The following is a 17,042-nucleotide window of genomic DNA, read 5'->3' as shown; positions in this document are numbered from 1 at the left end:
GTCATATCTTCAGCCTCAGGAATATTGAGATTGGTTGCAAGAAGCTCGGACATTGTTTTTTTCTCTAACACTTTCACCCTGCAGGTTGCAGTCTTGCCTCCATCCTCGGTGGTGACTGTAATAATCGCCTCGCCGAAAGCTACGTATTTTACCAGACCATCCGAATCGACAGTAGCTACGTCTGTATTACTGTCATAAATACCCTGCAGACTATCATCTACAGTGTCAATAAAGCAGCTAGAGAGCTGTCCATGTGGCTTCCCAGCATTAGATAAAGTTGGAGTTGCAACCGTCATATATAAATTGCTCATTGCCCAATAAGCTTCTTTTATTTTTTCAAGACGGTTTTCTTTTTCGTCCTTCATAAGTGTCATAGCTATAACAAGCCAGCGCTCTTGTGGCAACTCTACAATATCCTTATTAAAATCCTTCGCTACATAGCGATCTAAAAGAGTTTTTAAGGCTATGTAGGTAAATAGGGAATCTCTTTTGGCGACAAGGAGATTTCCTAGCTGCTCTAATTCCTCATTCGAATAGCTTTCCATAATAGAGGGATTATATATTCCCTTTTTAGAAAGGATCCGTACGTTCTCTGCAAATTTTGTATAGACGGCATCTGCGGTTGTGTTTCTTCTTTCCGCTTGCTGAGAATAGACTTCCGCTAAATAAATACGTGCTGCCACAAATGTCCAAAATGGCTCCTGTTCATCTAAAAAGCTAAGTGCCTCTAGAGACATAGCCTTAGACCATGCCGCAATCGTACCTTCTGGGTGTTTTTGTAACCACTTGTGATGCGACTTAACTAAAGGAGCTATCTTTTCTTCTCCAAATTCTACTATTAACTGCTGTAATACCTGCTGTTTTTCTGTATTCGTAATAATTGCCAATTTAAATTCCTCCCTATTCTTTTATATACAAAAAAGCGATGCCTCTAGCCTCTTCGGCTGAGTCATCGCTCACGATTTTAAAGTAGGAAACAACAAGACATATCGTTCGTTTTAAGATAGAGTCTCTCGCCCCCACCTCTCAACCCCCGAAGAAAGTGTTGCTTCATCGACAAAAAGGCAGGTCTACTGGCTCGTGCATCTTCCTCCCATTGGCCTTCCCACGAAACCTCGCAGTGGCATAATCAACAGTTGTCCGCACTTACAGTTGCGGGGACAGCTTCGGTCTTAAACCGAATTCCCTTTTAAACCAAAATGGTACCTTTTCATCGTATACATACTATATATTGTGTTTTGTTTACTTATATACCCTAACATATTGTGTTTAAACTTGTACATAGGTAAAAAGACTTTGTGTTAGGTCTTACATCTTATTTTCATAGTAACCCAATTATAAAATTGCGAATTCCATATTTTCTGGATATTATAATTATAGCGGCCTATAAAATTGGTAAAATATATTAAATTTAGGAGGTTATAAATATGACAGCAGGTGATTCAGCGAGGTTGACCTCTAAGGACTTATTACCCCAAGGACCAGTTGGTATTGGTGGCTGGCTGATACTTCCACTTATCGGACTAATTACCACACCGTTTGTTATTGTTGCATATCTAATGATGGATGGTTTCCCATTTTTGACAGCTGAAAGTTGGGAGAGTATAACTAGTAGGAGTGGAGAATATTATCATCCTTTATTTGGTCCACTTATAATAATAGACCTTATCATATGTCTTGCTCAAATATCTACAGTTATAGTTTTACTCATTCTTTTCTTTAAAAACAAAAAGTTTTTCCCTAAGATAATGATTACCTATCTTACCATCATGCTAATATTAGATATTCTCATTGGCTATATAAATTTGCAAATCATAGAGAATGTGTTTGAACCCGATCCTTTAACATCCCAGCACTATATGTTTAACGTAATACGCTCTATGGTAAGTACCTCGATTTGGATTACTTATTTTAGTAAATCAAAAAGGGTAAAGAATACTTTTGTAAAGTAAACATAGGTAGGATGTAGTTTTTAATGTCTGTGAATCATGAGGAAAGGTTTGAATTTGCTTCTGTGTCTATGATGTCCTTTATTTTTACATTTATCTGGGCAAATTATTTCAATGAATCTAAAAGAGTTCATAATACATTTATTCATTAAAAAACAAGCCATCCCATAACTACAGTAAAATCCTCATTACTAAATAAAATTAGTCATGAGGATTTAGTGTAAAACTATTTTCCTTCGATATAAGTCAATGTCTTACCAGTTAGTCCAAATAATATAGTCAAAATCGGACTAAGCAGGCAGAAAAATGCGAATGGTAAGTACTCGAGTGTTGTAACAGCTAATACATTCGTAATGAAAATCCCACATACACTCCATGGTACAAGGGGGTTTACAACCGTACCAGCATCTTCCATTACGCGTGCTAAGTTTTTATTGGCCAAACCAACCTTTTTAAATTGTGCTTGGAATGCTTCTCCAGTCAATAAAATCGATAAGTACTGCTCTCCGATAAGTGTATTAACCCCTATTGCGGTAAAAGCAGTGGCTGCAATAACAGAACTCACCTTCCTTAGCGAGCTTTCCACTTTCATGAGTAAGCTTTGCACGATCCCGAGCGTAAACAAAAGTCCACCCATACTTAAGGCAAGAAGAACAAGCCCAATCGTAAACATCATGCTATTAATGCCGCCCCTAGAAAGTAAGGAGTCAATTGCTTCCATACCCGTGCTAGATGTAAAACCGTAAAATAGTATATTCAATACTTCCCCAAAACTAAAAGATTGATGGAAATAGGAAATAAGTATAGCAACAAATGATGTGAAAGCCAGAGATAATATAGCAGGCACTTTCTTAATGGAAAGTATAACGAGTAAAACAAGAGGAATCAGTGTATACCAATGAATCATCCCTGTTTGGAGTAGTCCAGCTTGAAATTCATTTACTTGCTCGAGCTGTTGAAATTCTTTGTTTGGCGATAAAATCCCATATCCAATTAGCGAAATAATGAATGCTGGTATCGTTGTCCATCCCATATTTCGAATATGTTCAAATAAATCTACCTGAACGATAGCAGATGCGAGATTTGTAGTATCTGATAGTGGAGACATTTTATCTCCGAAAAAAGCTCCTGAAACAATTGCACCAGCTGTAATAGCCAAAGAAATATCCATAGCGCTAGCCATTCCAATAAAAGCAACACCGATTGTAGCTACTGTTGTTAGGGAACTTCCTATAGATAAACCAACGATACAAGTAACTAGAAATACAATAGCATAAAAAAAGTGTTGCGTAATAAATTGAAAGCCTAAGTGAATAAGTGTTGGAATCGTCCCGCTCATCATTAAGCTACTAATTAATATACCAATAAAGAAAAAGATGAAAATTGCACCTAGTCCCGCTTTGGCACCATCTACTAGTCCTTCTTCTAGTCTTTTGTAAGGTACTTTCTTCATAAGACCATAAGTTATGAGTAATAGAATTGCCAGTAAGATAGGCATATGAGGAACTGAATCAAATTTTATGATACAAAGCGCCATTATAGCGATAATCATAGTACTAAGTAGTGCCGCCTCCGAAAATGAGGGGGAGATCGTGGAACGAATACGAAACATTGCTAATCCTCCTAATAATAGTTTTTAGGAATGAAAAAAAACCTTCCAATCCCTATAGCTAGGGACGAAGGAAATCTCCGCGGTACCACCCTATTTGTCGAACATCGTGTATGCTCAACCACTTCATTAAAACCGAGTTTACTTAATTGTTGTAATTCATCTATCATGATTACCTGAACTTTCACCAACCGTTCAGTCTCTTTTTGCTGGGTACATGCAGATTACTAGGACAATCACTCGTACATATTTCACTTTCGCGATTCAACGCTTTCAATCGCTAAAGTTACTAGAATTTTATCATGTTTTACTGTACTGTCAAGATGTATTATTTTAAATGCATTATTAACGGGTATCTTTAATGAAAAAGACAGAAAACCATTAATTTTAACGTAGCCAAAAACAAAAGGATGACCCCTGTGAAAGAAGTCATCTCTATAATTTATAAAATATAATAACTGCTAGTACTATCACTAAAACAATACGATAAACCTTAAACAGAATTTAATTAATTTGCAATTTCTGTTTAGCAATTATAAGTTCGCTCTAATTTATTCGTTTTGGAGCCGTAATCCAAAACCTTAACTTCTTGTTATTATTCGAGCACTTTTTCTACTTTTATCTTCTGCTTTTTCGCTTTTAAATTCCCTCTCCAGGATAGATTTGTTCCCATTCTAATAATCATCTCTAAAGGACCTCGTTTAAATCTTTTTAGATAAAAATAGCTGCTTATGCACTGAAATACAAAAAGTATAAGAACAAGAAAAATACTGTTTAGCATTCCCAATGTTCCAAACTGACCCAAGCCGTATCCATAGAAGACAAAGGTACATACTACGCTTTGTGAAATGTAATTAGTTAAGGAAAGCTTCCCTGCACTCTCTAAACCAAGGAATACTTTGCTCGCAGAAAACTTTCTAAATAGAAGAGCAAAAGTACCAATGTAAGCTATAGAAAGAAATTGTGCTCCTAGATGCTGAAAAATGCCCGTCCAATTGGACTCATCCCCAAGTATAGCTACTGATTTTAGCAAAAGTCCTATCGGCAATAGTACCATACTAAGCTTATACCATTTCTCCTCCTGTTCCATTTTTTGAAATAACTTACCTTTTGCCGCTGCCATTCCGAATAAAAACATTGGAGAGGTCAAAAGCGGTGCAAATAACAGCATAAACAGTATTAAGAAGGCCGTTTCCAACTCATCGTCCGTAAACAATGGGCTCTCATTATTTCGATGATCCTTTATTTCTTCATAAGAACCGCTTTTGTAGATATCATATGTTTTTTCTATGTAATCAGACAATCTTTTCTCTTCCTCTATGGATTGCTCTACTACACCGTAACCGGCTGCCCCAGTTAAGATGAATAGAACCACTCCCCAAATGATTAACGTTTTCTTTTTTCTATTAAGAAAGATTAATAGGAAGATCCCCATCATTCCGTAAAAGGCCAAAATATCTCCTTCCCACAAGTAAGTCGAATGTAATAAACCTAATGTAAAAAGCAGTAAAAAACGTCTCCACAGGTGTCTTTTTACTTTTCCATTTTTGTTTTTGATAGATTCTGCTAGTTTAACTAGCGAATACCCGAATAAAAAAGTAAAAATGGGCATAAAACTTCCTTCTACAACAATTTTTAGAAAAGAATATAAACCTTTATCTGTATTAGACAAAGAATAATAACTAATTTCATCTTTTCCCCAAATACCGTAATGAAAGATTAAAAGATTGGCCAATAATATACCCAACAAGCTTAATCCTCTTAAAGCATCTATAAAGCGTACCCTTTTTGTGCGCACATGAAAAACCTCCTAAAATTTTCGACTTCTTAATTAGTATAAAATGGTAAGCTTATAATATATTGAAACCAACCTTAAAGAAACCTTAAATATTTTTAGGAGTGAGTTAATTATGAAAGATACTAATATTTTGATAGTTGAAGACGAGCTTGCCATCGCTGAAATGGTAGAAATCATATTAAGAAGAGAAGATTTTCGTCATATTGATATTTGTGAAACTTATCAGAAGGCCAGTAGTTATATTTCCACTAGTCTTTATGATTTATATATACTCGACATAATGCTTCCCGATGGAGTAGGACTTGATTTAGCTAAACAAATTCGCTTAAAATCCAATGCTCCTATTTTTTTTCTAACCGCAAAAGAAAGCGATGCTGATAAAATAAGAGGATTTATGAATGGAGCTGATGATTACATAACCAAACCTTTTAATCCATTGGAGTTAGCCGCCCGAGTTAAAGCACATATGAAACGCTATACTTCTGCATTTAAAATTTCTGATGAAAAGGTATATAAATTCGGCAATTTTATGTTGAATAAAAGTAGCGCAGAGCTAACTGTAAACGGAGAAAAAAGTATTGTTACGGGTAAACTATTTCATTTACTGCTTCTTTTTTGTGAAAATGCCGGACAGATTTTATCTAAGGAGCAAATTTTTCTTTCTATTTGGGGAGAAGACAGCTATATAGATGACAACACAATCATGGTACATATACGGAGACTCCGAGAGAAAATTGAACAAAATCCTAGTAATCCTCAACAGTTGGTAACGATTAGAGGGATTGGCTATAAGCTCGTAAATGAGGAGAAATAAGGTATGAGACTTTCGAGTAAACTATCACTACGATTTTTAATTTATTTTGTCGTATTCTATGCCGTATTATTTTTAGTGACATTTGGGATGTTCGCTTTGATCATTTACGACTTACTTTCAAAGGAAGCTATCTCAGATATTCGTGCATTGGATGCCTTTGAAATAGAAAGTGATATAAAAAAACAAACCGATGGCAGTTATATATTATCTGAGGACTTTGTAAATTTAGCTAAGCAAAACTTCGGCCATGTGTATCTTGTAGACGAAGTAGGCAAAATTCTTGTAGCTACTAACCAAGAAAATCAGTCTTCACACTCTATTGAATGGACTGCCATACAGAAAAAAGATCATGTTGTTTGGGAGTTACCAGACCAGCTTTTCATGATTTTCATAGAAGACCATCAGGTAGAGTCGTTACTTGATAAGCTTTACATAAATAATGAAATTCAAATGAACGAGGAGCTAGAAAAAGAAATTTCAGCTGTAGATGCATCCGTTGAAATATACAACTCTGATGGGATAAGAGAAGAAATCTTTTATGGGGATATGAATAAAGCATTAAGTAGCATGGAAATAGTTACGAATAGTCAGGACTACTTTGAAAGAAAAGAAGTTACAGCTTTCAGAATGATGGAAAATGGAAAAGTCCTAGTAGTACGAATGCCTAATATGAATTATCATCCCTTTGAGCCGGCCTTAGTAGATACCATGAAAAAGCTAGTGTTCTCTATTTTAGCATTTCATCTCTTTCTGTTCATCTTTACTATTCTTTTTTCTATCTGGCTTGGATATCGATTTGGTCGTCCTTTGCTCTACTTCTTACATAGAATTGAAAAGTTAAGCGTAAAAGACTACGAATCACCAAATGATAAAAAATTGCGTTCGCCAAAATCCGGTAGATTTAAACGAAAATACCGTATATACGAGGAAGTGGATAAGTCCCTAGTCAAATTAGCAGATACATTAAAAAGTAACGAAGAGAAGATAATAGAAACGGAAAAACTAAGAGAGGACTGGATTACTGGGCTTTCTCATGATTTAAAAACCCCTCTCAGTTCAATCTATGGATATTCTACCATGCTAGCTTCCTATGAATACTCCTGGTCGGCTGAAGAGGTACAACACTTTGCTAAAACCATGCAGGAAAAGTCTAATTACATGAATGCCTTAATCGGGGATTTGACCTTTACTTACCAATTGAAAAACGATGCAATTCAACTTAACAAAGAAAAATTAAATCTCTTTAAATTCTTAAGATCCTATGTTATCGCCAGTCATTGGAATGATGTTCAAGAACCTAGAGGGAATAAGGATCTTACTGTCTATTTAGATGCAAAGCTATTTGAACGGGTTCTCGATAATCTTGTAGGAAATGCAGTAAAACATACTCCGAATGGCACTAAGATATACTTGGAAATCTATGAAAAAGACAGCCTAGCCTGCCTCACGATTCGAGATGAGGGCCCTGGAATTCCAAAGGTAGTTTTAGACAACTTGTTTAACCGTTACTATAGAGGAACAAATACTACCTCTGAAACTTCGGGAACTGGTCTTGGTTTAGCAATTACTAAACAGCTTATAGAAGCACATAACGGAATCATAAAGGTAGAATCCTCAAACACCGGAACCCTAGTGACTGTCATTTTTCCAAAAAAATAACAAGAAAAGCGCAAGCGCCTAGTCTGCCCCGACAGGCAAATGGGGAAAAGCGAGGAGGCAGCTCCTCAGCCACCACAGCTTTTATCCATTTGACCCCGAGGGGCAAGGCGGTGGAGCTAGACATCAATTTATCCACAGGTCCAGAGTTTAATAATTTCCTAAATAACAAAAAAAAGCATTGGGAGCGCCCAATGCTTTTTGTTATTCTTAGAAAAATATAATAACTGCTAATACTGTCGCTAAAACTATTCGATAAATAGCAAACGGTGTTAGTTTAACTTTATCAATTAGTTTCAAGAAGAAGCGAATCGATATTAAAGCAAATACAAATGCGCTGACAAAGCCCACTGCATAAAAGCCAAAATGATTCATCTCCACGTACTCCCAGTTTTTCAAAAGGGATAGAAAGCTTGCCCCTGCCATAATTGGCACAGCCATGATAAACGTAAAATCTGCTGCCGTTTTATGATTCATACCTAATATTACGCCACCGGAAATCGTTGAACCAGAACGAGAAAATCCTGGCCACAATGATAGACACTGTATAAGCCCAACAAGAATCGCTTGCTTATATGTAATCTTGTCTAGTGTGTTCGTTTTCGGATGTTTAGGTCCAAGTTTATCCGCAACAATCATAAGGATCGCACCTAGCACTAATCCTATTAATACAGTCTCTGTTGTAAATAAATGCTCATCGATGTAATCCTCAAACAATACACCAAGCACACCCGCAGGGATAAGCCCAACAATTACATGAGTCAGCTTTAGCTGTCCGCCTTTAGGCGCATCCTTTATTTTATATAAGCCTATTAAACTCAATAATCTTTTCCAAAAGACAACGACTACAGCGAGGATTGACCCTAGCTGAATAACAATTTTGAATGTATTAGCTGAGTATTCTCCTAAAAAGTCTTTTGTTTGCAGCCACATATCATCCACGATAATCATATGACCAGTTGATGAAACCGGAGCAAACTCCGTCATACCTTCTACAAAACCTAATATTAATGCTTTAAATAATTCTAGAATTTCCATAAGATCTCCTTAGTCACGTTTTTTAAAATACCATACTAAAAATGCAATCCCTACTATTGCTATAAGAACATAAACTATGTTCGAGTAAATATCCATATACCCTACGATATCCTCCCAGTTTTCACCTACTGCAGAACCTACAGAAACTAAAACTGTATTCCAAATAAGTGTACCTAGTGTAGTAAATAGAAGGAACAGCCAAAATTTCATATTTGACATCCCTGCTGGAATAGAAATAAGACTTCTCACCAATGGAATTAGTCGACCAAAAAATACAGCCCAAACGCCATATTTGTCAAACCAGGCATCCGCCTTATGAATATCTTTTATAGTAAGTCTCAAGAATTTACCGTACTTGTTCACAATCTTTTCTAAACGCTCTACATCTAGTAATAGACCAATCCCATAAAGAATTGCCGCCCCAATTACCGACCCCGCAGTAGCTGCTAGAATAACACCTACCTTGGTCATCGAAGTTGTAGTTGTCATAAATCCTCCAAGCGTTAAAATAACCTCTGAAGGTATCGGCGGGAATACGTTCTCTAACAATATTAATAAAAATACGCCAAAATATCCAAACTGATTCATCCAGTCTGTAACCCATGCTTCCATTATACTTACACATCCTCTAACTTAATCTCTACCGACCATAACTCTGATTGACTACCTAGTCGAATTGGTGGTCCCCAAAATCCAAATCCGGAAGATACAATCGCATGCATATTTCCTTTTTTCTTATACCCGTAATCTAGCTCAAAAATTCTTTGGGTAAACAAATGATTTGGCCACATTTGACCACGATGGGTATGACCCGACACGTGAAAGTCTACCTTCTCCCTCTCAGGGATGAGTAAATTAGACGGTGTATGATCCATTACAAGCCATGGCAAATTGTTTTGTTTTGGTGCCAGTTCGGATAGTTCTTTTCTATTTCTATTCGTTAAGTCCTCACGTCCTGTCAAATAGAACGTGTCTGCCACCATGATTGTTTCATCTAATAGCATCTTTACATTGGAAGCTTCCATTTCCTCTACAAGTAATGGAATTTTCTTCCCATAGTATTCATGGTTTCCTAGCACCCCATAATTACCATACGTAGATTGAAGCTGCTTCATCACCTCGGACATGCCCTTTTTTACAAACCATATTGGGTCATCGTCCACTAAATCTCCAACTAGTAATACCAAATCTGGATTTTGTTCATTTGATTTTTTTACAAATCTTTGTAAATGCACTTTATTGGATAACAGACCAAGGTGAAAGTCAGATGCAACCACCACTTTCAACTTGTCCACTGCTGCTCCCTTTTTAGGCATGGTAATAGTAAGATTTCGGACTACTGGCGAGAAGGCATTATATGTTCCAAGCAACATGATCAAAACAAAGATTAGCAAAACGATTCCACCAATCAGCTTTAAATACTCTGGGAAAATCCACACGAGTATACTTGCAATCGGGAATAAAAGAATTCCATACTGCATGATTATAAGCCAATAAGAACCTATTATACTAAAAGTTCTTAGTCTGTGGTCAAGTCTTGCAATAATAATTGCAAAAGCAACTAAAAACCAAATCCCCATGAAAAGCCCCAGATTAATTGAGAAGAAGGCTTCTAACCATGTCCACACACTCCAACCAAAATAAAAAACAATTGCGGAATAAATAAGGATCGCTAACGTTATAAATCCAATTTTTTTCATTTGAGTTCTCCATTTTGTCTTTTCCCATTAGTATAGCAGATTTGCGTAATTTACTCCTTCTCAGCCTTAAGACCGAGGAGAAAATCATGTTTAAGCCCGTTTAGCAAAACAGAAGGAGTTGGTAAGCTATAGATACAGACGAGAGGAGGAACAAATATATGAAAAAATTTGGTTTAGTTACACTTGGGATAATTGCAGGAATTACAGCATTGGTGAATCTTGGTCCGTTATTAGGATTAGGGATATCCGCATTGTTCGTCATTGCAGGTGTACATTTCTACTTAAAAAGCGATTCTAGCCTACTAAAAATCTTTTGGGCAACAGTCGGTATTATTGGTTTATTGACAGCGATTTCTAATATACCAGGATTTGTTGGTATCTTATCAATCGTAGCTTTATACTTCATCTGGAAAACTTGGAATAAGGAAGATCTTTCCCTATCTATACAAAAAAAAGATGATCCATTCGTTAATTTTGAAACACAGTGGAACGAACTTAATAAATAAGGAGGAAACAAACATGACATCATTACTACAACGATTAAAATATTCAGTTAAGGCAGATTTACATCAACTCTTTGATAAAAAAGAAGAAAAGAACCCAATTGCTATGCTCAATCAATACATCCGAGAAGCAGAGAAACAAACAGAGCAAACCGGTAAATGGCTAGAGCGCCAAGGGAAATTGAAGCAAGAGCTGGAAAAAGAATTGGCTGAGACATTACAGATGGCTGAAAAACGCAAAAACCAAGTCGAACTAGCTACTGCTTCAGGCGAAGAAGATTTAATTTCCTTTGCACAGGCAGAGGTTGATGCCTACAACGAACGTGCAACAACTTTACAGACTAGCATTCATCAAACTATGGAGGAGCTTTTCGGGTTAGAGCGCAAATATGAAGAGATGAAGCACAAAGTGAAGGATATGAAGGTCCGCCAGCTGCAGCTGATGGGCAAAGAAAATGTTACTCGTGCCCATCACCAAATGGATCAATTGTTAAAGCCTGAAGAAAAGCAGAAAGGATTCGGTACTTTTCAAGACATGGAACAATATATCGAACGCCTTGGACAAAAAATTGAAAAAGAGCATGAAATCACTTCCATGGAGCAACGTTTAGAACAATTAGAAAAAAACGAACAACCAAAGGCTGAAATTGTGTAATATATAGTAAAAGGTTGTCCATTTTATAGGACCAATGAGGGGAAGGCAAACGCCTTCTCCTTCTCATGCATTACTATGCGAAGAAGGGAGAATACAAGCATGAAAGAAAACCAAACAAACAAGCTAGCTTTTTTTCTTATTTGTTTTGTTTTTCTCATTTTTATAGAAGCTACTATATTTGGTAACGGCAATATTATATTAGTCCTTCTTGGCATAGGAATGATGTACTTTAGCTTACGGAAGCAATCGAAGTATATGTTCTGGCTAGGCTTTATATTTCTGATTTTAGCTATCTTTTCTATGTGGAGCCTACGATTATTTTTAGTAGCTATCCTCGTCTATTCCCTTTATAAGCTTTGGAAAAACGAACCCATTAGCCAAGTGATTAAACCGTTTGGCAAGGTATATGAAGAAACACCAAATAGTATAACCCCAAACACGCTATTTTCATCACAATCAACGCCATTTCAAGCCTATGAGTGGCAGGATGTACACGTACAAAGCTTTTACGGAGACTATGTAATTGATGTCACAGAGACAGTGCTACCAAAAGGTACCTCCCTTATTTCCATTCGACAATCTTTAGGGAAGGTTACTATACATGTTCCATACGAGATTCCAGTTCGCATACATTACACTACTATAATTGGTGAAGCACGTATTCTTTCCCGCGGGGTTCAGCGTCTATGGAACCAGACTGTCCTTGTAAAGGATGGTTACCTGGAGGAGGTTTCTCATCCAGCAGAGCTACTGATAACTGTATCCACGTGGATTGGTGATGTTGAGGTGATCCGAAAATGAAAATATTTCTAGGGCAAGGAATCTCCCTCTTTTTTTATCTAGTTAGTATTATTGTGTTACTTTTATATGTTGTCTGGGGCTGGCCAAATGACGAAGCTTGGTGGTCATTGTTAAACCAGACATATGCACAAATACCTCTAGGCGTGTGGATAATAATTGTGCTAGCATTTATAAGCTTCGGTTTTTCATTGAACACACTCCAAAAGGTACGAAGCCAGGAAAAAAAAATAGAAACAAGCTTACGACCATTATTAGCTGAAACGTTTGAACCGAGTAAGAAAAAATACACGCAAACAAAGCGAATGCAAGTGACTGTTACTCAACTGGAGCAGCTCATATTAACCCAACGTAAAACATTGCAGCGAATCACAAACGAAAAGGCCGAAACACAGGATAAAATTATTCAGGAAAGGCTTGTCCAAGAAAGACAGCGACTGGCTAGAGAGCTTCATGATTCTGTATCTCAGCAGCTCTTTGCAGCTTCCATGCTGCTCTCTACTATGGTCGAAACAGAAGAAGCAAAACATGGAGAAGTTCCAAAGACACTAATGCAAACAGAGAAAATTGTGCAGCAGGCCCAATTAGAGATGCGTGCATTACTCTTACACTTACGTCCTGCTGCTCTACACAATAAAACCTTAAAGGAAGGCTTAGAGGAATTGCTTCAAGAGCTTCAGGAGAAGGTGTTTTTCACGATTCGTTACCGTCTAGAGGAGGTTTCCTTGTCCAAGGGCGCCGAGGATCATTTATTCCGCATTGCACAGGAAACCTTATCGAACACACTAAGACATGCTAAAGCAACTGAAGTAGACATTCTCTTCGTTGAGAGAGATAACCTCGCTATTTTTCGTGTTCAGGATAATGGGGTTGGATTTGAAGTAGGAGAAGGAAAAAATGGCTCTTACGGGATACAAAGTGTTCGGGAACGAGCAGTCGAGATCGGTGCTACATGCAAGGTCGTGTCTGTGCCTTCTCAAGGAACAATTGTAGAAGTGAAGCTGCCTGCTGAAAAGCCAGTAGTCCAGCCTGTAAATATAGATCTTAAAAAGGCCAAGGAGAGTGAATAGAATGATTCGCATTTTGCTAGCCGATGACCATGAGATGGTACGCATCGGCGTTTCAGCTTACTTACAGGCTCAACCAGATATGGAGGTTGTAGCAGAGGCAGCAAATGGACTAGAGGCAGTCGACTTGGCTCTGAAGCATCGACCTGACATTATTTTAATGGATATGGTCATGCCTATTATGAACGGGGCAGAGGCTACTCGGGAAATTATTAAAAAATGGCCTGAAGCCAAAGTGATGGTAGTCACTAGCTTTATCGATGACGACAAGGTGTATCCTGCTTTGGAAGCAGGAGCGATCAGCTATCTCTTAAAAACGTCCAAAGCCTCACATATTGCTGATTCAATTCGTAAAACTTTAAATGGTAATGCCGTTTTAGAGCCAGAGGTCACGAACAAGATGATGTTAAGAATGCGACAAGGATCTGGTCGTTCATTACATGAAGATTTGACTGATCGTGAACTAGAAGTGCTTCTTCTAATAGCAGAAGGCAAAACTAATCAGGATATTGCCGATACTTTATTTATTGCGCTCAAAACAGCAAAAACGCATGTCAGCAACATTTTGTCCAAGTTGGAGGTAAATGATCGTACTCAAGCTGTCATTTACGCCTACGAACACAAGTTAGTCTCTACAAAAAAATAACCAAACCTCTTTCGCTATCATATGCTAATGAAAAGACAGCCAAAGGATGATTGACAACATATGACTCCCAAAAACAACGACAAACCTAGTGAGCAACCAAACCTTGGCGCTACCTTAGACTTCTTGGGATCTGTCGTCGTTACATTAGGTTTTCTCATTGGTACGATTGGGGAAGGCATCACCCTTCAAGAATCAACAGAAGAAAAGCAATCTGAGAAAAATTCTAAAAACAATCAGAAACTTCAACTTTCTCAAATAGAAAAAAAACTAGACCAAGTAATAAAAGAGCTGGACGCATTAAAGAAACGGAGATGATCCTAACCATCCAAGGGTCATCTCTTTTTGGTCTTTTAGCGTATTTAAAACAATGCTATTATTTTTCGAAAATCACTCGTTGATAGTAGTGCTACTTTCTTATCATACGTATTAAACTTCTTAAGAAATTCAGGTTTCATTTGTTTTTCAAAGTACATCGTCCATTGAAACATTTTTAGAAATATAGAAAAGGTTGGCTGGTAGTTAGCCTTTTCCAATCCAAGTGCTTGACGAGTAAACCTCTTTACAATTCGCCAATGTCTTATAGCTACTGGAATATCTAGAAATAAAATATAATCGGATGCCTCTAAACCAGGGTCCGTCCAATCTATATGAACTCCTTCGATTACCCACTGCTCCAATTGAATTGCACTTTTAAGTAAATCGTCTCGTTTTTCCACGGAATTTCTAATGTCCCCCTCAGGGCATCTTGTCCAAACAAAGTTATCTGTTTCAAAATGAGGTATGCTATAATACTCCGCTAACTGTCGACCTAGTGTTGTTTTTCCACTTCCAACAGAACCCACAATATATATTTTCATATTTCACACCGAATTTGCTTGATTGATAGAGTGAATAATCCCGGCATGTACCCCTTCATGCCAAACAATGAATTGTACAATTGCCTCTACAGTTTCCATGCTATGTAGATTTCCTATTTCTAACGTATCTATTAAATAAGCTTGAAGATTTGGTGCTAAAAGTGCTAACACACGGTCTAACTGGTCTTTTAAACTAACTACTAGTTCTTCTTTTGAAGGGGGTATCTCCTGCCAATCATCCGGGCCCGTCCCTGGGGCAAAAAAGGGTATCCATTCAGGATGTACAATACTGTAAGTCGGAATAGCTTTTTGAACCAAAATTTCCATTTGTACATAAACGTGCCCAACATTCCAACGAACGGTGTTAGAGAATCCTTTAGGCTTTATATCCCATTCATCTTCTCGGCATTGTTTGATCCTGCCTAGTGTGTAGATTCTAGCAAAGTTTAGTTGGTATAAAGATTCTATTGTTCTCCACCCCTTTTTAATTTGAGTATATCATTTATGGGAAAATTCTGTCTCCTGATACTTGTTTTCTATTTTAGTAGATGATATGTTTTAGTAAAAAGGAGAGATTACTATAGACTACCCCCGTGTCATTCCCAAGCCGATTGAAGTTTACAAACGATTTATTCATCGACTTCCAACTCAGCATTCGCTAACTCCCCTTCTAGAAGATCGTATTTATAATCTTCAAGCAGGTTATGCCGGCGAAACATATGTTGACAATTTCTTGAAGCAGATACCTTTTTTAAAACAGCATGCTATTTTAAAGGATCTTCATCTACCCATTCACGCCTCTAGCTACCTTCAAATTGACACGATGATTCTCACCCCAAAATACCTTCCCATTCTCGAAATCAAAAATATTCGAGGGAAAATCTCTTTCCAAAGAAATCCCGACCAACTTATACGTGAAATCAATGGGGAAATGACAGCCTTTAAATGTCCTGAGCAGCAAATCATCCGCCATGCCCAAAAGCTAACATCACTATTAAATTCTCTCAAAATTCAGATTCCAGTGAAAAACTTTATCGTCTTCGCTTCCACTAAAACTATTGTTGCACAACCTCCGAAGCTAGTAAGAGCAGTCATGGGTTGTGACATTGCAACTCATATTAATTCCCTTCACGCACTCCCTGACGTCCTATCCGTAACCAAGTTTAAACATCTCCTAAATTATTTCACAATGAACGCCAGCGAGTTCATACCAAAACCACTATCTCATATCTATCCCTTAGATCTGAAGGATATAAAAAGAGGATTGCTATGTCCAAAGTGCTTTCAATTCGTAGAAGGAACCTGTGCCTCATGCGGCACCTTAAAAAAGACCATGCAACAGCAAGCATTAGAAGACTGGTTTTATCTCTATAAAGAAACAATCACCAACAAAGAGTGCATAGAATTTTTAAACCTAAAAGACAAGCATGCTGCTTCCTATTTACTGAAAAATTCTAGATTACATCCTGTTAATAACACAAGAAACAGATATTATGTCATTCAAAAAAGAGAAACTGCGGACGCTCCAGGCTCAGATTGGCTCTGAGCTTCCTATCGAGCTTGGATTACGACAATCCAGCACTCATTTACTACAACAAAGCTCTACTTTACGACAATCAACCAGTTTTTTTCTACAATCCAGTGGCGGAGCTTCCTCTCGGTCATGGATTACTACAATCCTGCGCTCGTATACTACAATCAAGTTCTACTTTACGACAATCAACCAGTTTTTTTCTACAATTCAGTAGCTGAGCACCCTATTGAGCCTCGATTACTACAATCCAGCACTCGTTTACTACAATCAAGCTCTACTTTACGACAATCAACCAGTTTTTTTCTACAATCCAGTGGCGGAGCTTCCTCTCGAACCTCGATTACGACAATCCAGCACTCGTTTACTACAATCAAGCTCTACTTTACGACAATCAACCAGTTTTTTTCTACAATCCAGT

Annotated in this window: 19 protein-coding genes and 1 riboswitch; of the genes, 11 read left to right on the top strand and 8 right to left on the bottom strand. The window is 37.4% G+C overall.

The window, feature by feature from the left end; genetic code table 11:
• The coding region (locus AC06OU_RS02130; RefSeq protein WP_475853640.1) for an Ig-like domain-containing protein at positions 1 to 887 on the bottom strand (887 nt) is incomplete at its 3' end.
• A 159-nt stretch (positions 888 to 1,046) separates the two neighbouring features.
• A riboswitch (cobalamin riboswitch) is annotated at positions 1,047 to 1,225 on the bottom strand.
• Between the two features lie 202 nt (positions 1,226 to 1,427).
• Between AC06OU_RS02130 and AC06OU_RS02125 the strand changes: the two genes are divergently transcribed.
• Positions 1,428 to 1,952, top strand: a complete 525-nt coding sequence (locus AC06OU_RS02125; RefSeq protein ID WP_475853639.1) for a DUF2569 domain-containing protein — start codon at positions 1,428 to 1,430, stop codon at positions 1,950 to 1,952.
• A gap of 223 nt (positions 1,953 to 2,175) precedes the next feature.
• Here the strand turns inward: AC06OU_RS02125 and nhaC are convergent, their stop codons facing one another.
• Together nhaC and AC06OU_RS02115 are read right to left on the bottom strand one after the other, a co-directional pair.
• Positions 2,176 to 3,561, bottom strand: a complete 1,386-nt coding sequence (gene nhaC, locus AC06OU_RS02120; RefSeq protein WP_475853638.1) for a Na+/H+ antiporter NhaC — start codon at positions 3,559 to 3,561, stop codon at positions 2,176 to 2,178.
• Between the two features lie 592 nt (positions 3,562 to 4,153).
• The gene (locus tag AC06OU_RS02115) at positions 4,154 to 5,356 is read right to left on the bottom strand and encodes a DUF418 domain-containing protein (RefSeq protein ID WP_475853636.1); all 1,203 of its coding nucleotides are present in this window, start codon (positions 5,354 to 5,356) and stop codon (positions 4,154 to 4,156) included.
• A gap of 112 nt (positions 5,357 to 5,468) precedes the next feature.
• Here AC06OU_RS02115 and AC06OU_RS02110 point away from each other — a divergent pair, with 112 nt between their 5' ends.
• Both AC06OU_RS02110 and AC06OU_RS02105 read left to right on the top strand, forming a co-directional pair.
• Complete coding sequence (locus tag AC06OU_RS02110) at positions 5,469 to 6,170, top strand: response regulator transcription factor (protein ID WP_475853635.1); 702 nt, start codon at positions 5,469 to 5,471, stop codon at positions 6,168 to 6,170.
• A 3-nt stretch (positions 6,171 to 6,173) separates the two neighbouring features.
• Positions 6,174 to 7,829: a sensor histidine kinase gene (locus tag AC06OU_RS02105; protein WP_475853633.1), complete on the top strand. Its 1,656-nt coding sequence runs from the start codon at positions 6,174 to 6,176 to the stop codon at positions 7,827 to 7,829.
• A 207-nt stretch (positions 7,830 to 8,036) separates the two neighbouring features.
• Here AC06OU_RS02105 and AC06OU_RS02100 read toward each other — a convergent pair whose 3' ends face one another.
• From AC06OU_RS02100 to AC06OU_RS02090, 3 genes are read right to left on the bottom strand one after another with little or no spacing between them, the layout of a single operon-like run.
• On the bottom strand, positions 8,037 to 8,864 hold the full coding sequence (locus AC06OU_RS02100; RefSeq protein ID WP_475853632.1) for an undecaprenyl-diphosphate phosphatase: 828 nt from the start codon (positions 8,862 to 8,864) through the stop codon (positions 8,037 to 8,039).
• Between the two features lie 9 nt (positions 8,865 to 8,873).
• A complete protein-coding gene (locus AC06OU_RS02095; RefSeq protein WP_169360883.1) occupies positions 8,874 to 9,476 on the bottom strand; it encodes a DedA family protein in 603 nt (200 codons plus the stop codon).
• Positions 9,477 to 9,481: 5 nt separating this feature from the next.
• A complete protein-coding gene (locus AC06OU_RS02090) occupies positions 9,482 to 10,564 on the bottom strand; it encodes a metallophosphoesterase (protein ID WP_475853631.1) in 1,083 nt (360 codons plus the stop codon).
• A 158-nt stretch (positions 10,565 to 10,722) separates the two neighbouring features.
• Between AC06OU_RS02090 and AC06OU_RS02085 the strand changes: the two genes are divergently transcribed.
• The 6 genes from AC06OU_RS02085 (at position 10,723) to AC06OU_RS02060 (ending at position 14,548) form a co-directional block, all read left to right on the top strand.
• A complete protein-coding gene (locus tag AC06OU_RS02085; RefSeq protein ID WP_475853629.1) occupies positions 10,723 to 11,070 on the top strand; it encodes a lmo0954 family membrane protein in 348 nt (115 codons plus the stop codon).
• A 13-nt stretch (positions 11,071 to 11,083) separates the two neighbouring features.
• Positions 11,084 to 11,722, top strand: a complete 639-nt coding sequence (locus AC06OU_RS02080; RefSeq protein WP_169360880.1) for a PspA/IM30 family protein — start codon at positions 11,084 to 11,086, stop codon at positions 11,720 to 11,722.
• 99 nt (positions 11,723 to 11,821) lie between these two features.
• Entirely contained in the window at positions 11,822 to 12,523 is a 702-nt protein-coding gene (gene liaF, locus AC06OU_RS02075; RefSeq protein WP_475853628.1) for a cell wall-active antibiotics response protein LiaF, read from the top strand.
• Positions 12,520 to 13,590, top strand: coding sequence for a sensor histidine kinase (locus AC06OU_RS02070; protein ID WP_475853626.1), 1,071 nt, complete (start codon positions 12,520 to 12,522; stop codon positions 13,588 to 13,590). Before liaF ends, AC06OU_RS02070 begins: the two co-directional genes overlap by 4 nt.
• Before the next feature lies 1 nt (position 13,591).
• Positions 13,592 to 14,233 carry a response regulator gene (locus AC06OU_RS02065; RefSeq protein WP_475853624.1) on the top strand — a complete coding sequence of 214 codons (642 nt, stop codon included), beginning with the start codon at positions 13,592 to 13,594 and terminating at the stop codon, positions 14,231 to 14,233.
• A gap of 60 nt (positions 14,234 to 14,293) precedes the next feature.
• Positions 14,294 to 14,548: a hypothetical protein gene (locus AC06OU_RS02060; RefSeq protein ID WP_475853623.1), complete on the top strand. Its 255-nt coding sequence runs from the start codon at positions 14,294 to 14,296 to the stop codon at positions 14,546 to 14,548.
• 44 nt (positions 14,549 to 14,592) lie between these two features.
• On the opposite strand, the gene AC06OU_RS02055 is transcribed toward AC06OU_RS02060, so the two are convergent.
• On the bottom strand, positions 14,593 to 15,090 hold the full coding sequence (locus AC06OU_RS02055) for a P-loop NTPase family protein (RefSeq protein ID WP_475853622.1): 498 nt from the start codon (positions 15,088 to 15,090) through the stop codon (positions 14,593 to 14,595).
• Between the two features lie 3 nt (positions 15,091 to 15,093).
• Positions 15,094 to 15,558 (bottom strand): DinB family protein, encoded by a 465-nt coding sequence (locus AC06OU_RS02050; protein WP_475853644.1) that lies wholly within the window; start codon positions 15,556 to 15,558, stop codon positions 15,094 to 15,096.
• A 106-nt stretch (positions 15,559 to 15,664) separates the two neighbouring features.
• Here AC06OU_RS02050 and AC06OU_RS02045 point away from each other — a divergent pair, with 106 nt between their 5' ends.
• Both AC06OU_RS02045 and AC06OU_RS02040 read left to right on the top strand, forming a co-directional pair.
• Positions 15,665 to 16,636 (top strand): nuclease-related domain-containing protein, encoded by a 972-nt coding sequence (locus AC06OU_RS02045; RefSeq protein WP_475853642.1) that lies wholly within the window; start codon positions 15,665 to 15,667, stop codon positions 16,634 to 16,636.
• 117 nt (positions 16,637 to 16,753) lie between these two features.
• A partial coding sequence (locus AC06OU_RS02040) for a hypothetical protein (RefSeq protein WP_475853620.1) occupies positions 16,754 to 17,042 on the top strand: 289 nt, incomplete at its 3' end.

Source organism: Psychrobacillus sp., assembly GCF_056205495.1.
The sequence above is the reverse complement of the archived record's forward strand: the minus strand, read 5'-3'. Positions and strand labels throughout refer to the sequence as shown.